Genomic DNA, 1,873 nt, shown 5'->3' with positions numbered 1-1,873 from the left:
CCTTGCCCTCGGCACGGTCAGCGGGGGATGGCGGATCATGCACACGCTCGGCCGGAAGATCTTCCGGATCGAACCGATCCACTCCTTCGACTCGCAGGTCTTCTCGGCCTCCTCCCTTGCCCTGTCGACCATTGCCGGTGCACCCGTCTCGTCGACCCAGGTCATCACCATGTCGGTGCTCGGCGTCGGGGCTGCGGAGAATCCGCGGAAAGTTAAATGGGACGTAGGGTGGCATATCCTTACAGCAATGCTCGTCACGATCCCGGCAACCATGATCATCGCAGGGTTCCTTTTCGTGATACTCAGTCCGCTCCTGGGGGTGTGAACGGTATGGCACGGAAGACCGGAACAAAAAAAGAAGGGGATACCCGTGGAATCTTTGCAAGGCTCTTCCCGCGTGAATACGATTTCAACGTCATGCTGGAGGCGCAGGCGGACCGGACCGTTGCCGGGGTCCGGCTGTTCGCGGCATGGCTTGAGACACGGCCGCAGGGCAATCCCGTCCACCTGCAGGAGATCGAGACCGAGGTCGATCACATGCGGCACGACATGGAGGAGAAACTCATCAGCTCGTTCTCGACCCCGTTTGACCGGCAGGACATCTACTCGATCTCGCGCCAGATGGACTACATCCTGAACTTCTCGCTTGAGACGGCCAAGGAGATGCACGCGTTCGGTGTCCCGCCGGATCCCTACATCCATGCCATGACCGGATACCTCCTCTCGGGAACGGAATGCATTGCCCGGGGGGTCCATGCCCTCGACGAGGACAAGGCGGAGGTCGAGAAGGAGATCCGGCATGCGCGGGACTCCTACAATGCACTCGAGGACCGGTATATCCAGGGGATGGCTGTGCTCCTGAAAACGGACAATGCCATGCAGGCCATACGCACGCGGGAGATCTACCACCATCTCCGGGACGCGGGGCGGGCGATGCGGGACACGCTCGACATCCTGCACAACGCGGTCATCGACCTGGCGTGAGGTTCGATAATCCGGCTCTTAAGAAAACCTGTGAAGAGATCATATTGGATAGTGAGGGAGCCACGGGTGCTCGGGGTCTGCCGACCCTCGCCCCGTGGAGCATGGCCGCAAATGGGCACCTAAAAAAAATGATCGAAACCGAAGTCGAATGTCGGCTGATACCTCTCTGTTCCGATCTGAGGTCTGATCTCATTGGCTCAAGGGGGCTTGCCCCCGTGGGCTTCGCGTTCTTCGAATCGCGGGTGCTTATGATTCCTCAGAATTACCGGAACAGGTTTCCGTGGCAGAGATCCCGGATCCGGTAATCTGCCCAGCCGCGACCCGACGAGGCGTCGCGGCGACCCCCGAAGGGGGGCTCAAAAAAACCTTACCATATCTGAAAAAACGTATCTGAAAGATAACTGATTGGGATATAAATAAGAAGAGAATCTCACTTCTTCGATTTCCGGATAATCGTGAGGTCGCCAAGGGTCGGGGCGAGTTTGCCCGGGAGCTTCTTCTCCTCCTCGGACATTATGGCGTCGATGAGCCGGATCCCGAGCGCCTTCTCGAGCTTCTTGCGCACGTCCTCCTCCGGGATCAGCTCGCTGTTCTCGATCTTGCGGATGAGGTGCTCCTTCTCCTTCAGCTGCATGGCAAGGTCTTTCTGCGAGAGCCCCTTTGCCTCGCGGGCGTGCCGGATCCGTACAGCGTAATCGTCGACTACGTCCCCTTCCATGAAGTCGAACATGTCCCGCTTGTGCCGTACCTGCGCAGGCCCACCCATCGGGGCGGGCGCAGGGCGTCCGCCGGCAGGTTTCTGCTGTGCCCGGAGATCCGTACGGCGCACCTGCTGCACCTCGGTCCCGAACTTCCCGCACTTCATGCAGACCTGAAGTTCGGCACCCTC

3 protein-coding genes are annotated in these 1,873 nt (G+C 59.6%); 2 read left to right on the top strand and 1 reads right to left on the bottom strand.

The window, feature by feature from the left end; translation table 11 throughout:
* Both A4E33_RS11655 and A4E33_RS11650 read left to right on the top strand, forming a co-directional pair.
* Positions 1-325: inorganic phosphate transporter (locus A4E33_RS11655; RefSeq protein ID WP_292348349.1), on the top strand; the 325-nt coding region annotated here is incomplete at its 5' end.
* Between the two features lie 5 nt (positions 326-330).
* A complete protein-coding gene (locus tag A4E33_RS11650; protein WP_292348347.1) occupies positions 331-984 on the top strand; it encodes a DUF47 domain-containing protein in 654 nt (217 codons plus the stop codon).
* A gap of 430 nt (positions 985-1,414) precedes the next feature.
* On the opposite strand, the gene A4E33_RS11645 is transcribed toward A4E33_RS11650, so the two are convergent.
* A partial coding sequence (locus A4E33_RS11645; RefSeq protein WP_292348344.1) for a multiprotein bridging factor aMBF1 occupies positions 1,415-1,873 on the bottom strand: 459 nt, incomplete at its 5' end.

The organism is Methanoregula sp. PtaB.Bin085 (assembly GCF_002067035.1).
Taxonomy (GTDB): domain Archaea; phylum Halobacteriota; class Methanomicrobia; order Methanomicrobiales; family Methanospirillaceae; genus Methanoregula.
The sequence above is the reverse complement of the archived record's forward strand: the minus strand, read 5'-3'. Positions and strand labels throughout refer to the sequence as shown.

Excerpts from the sequence above, each read along its gene's own strand:
- A4E33_RS11650 (WP_292348347.1), top strand. The coding sequence starts at position 331 with ATGGCACGGAAGACCGGAACAAAAAAAGAAGGGGATACCCGTGGAATC.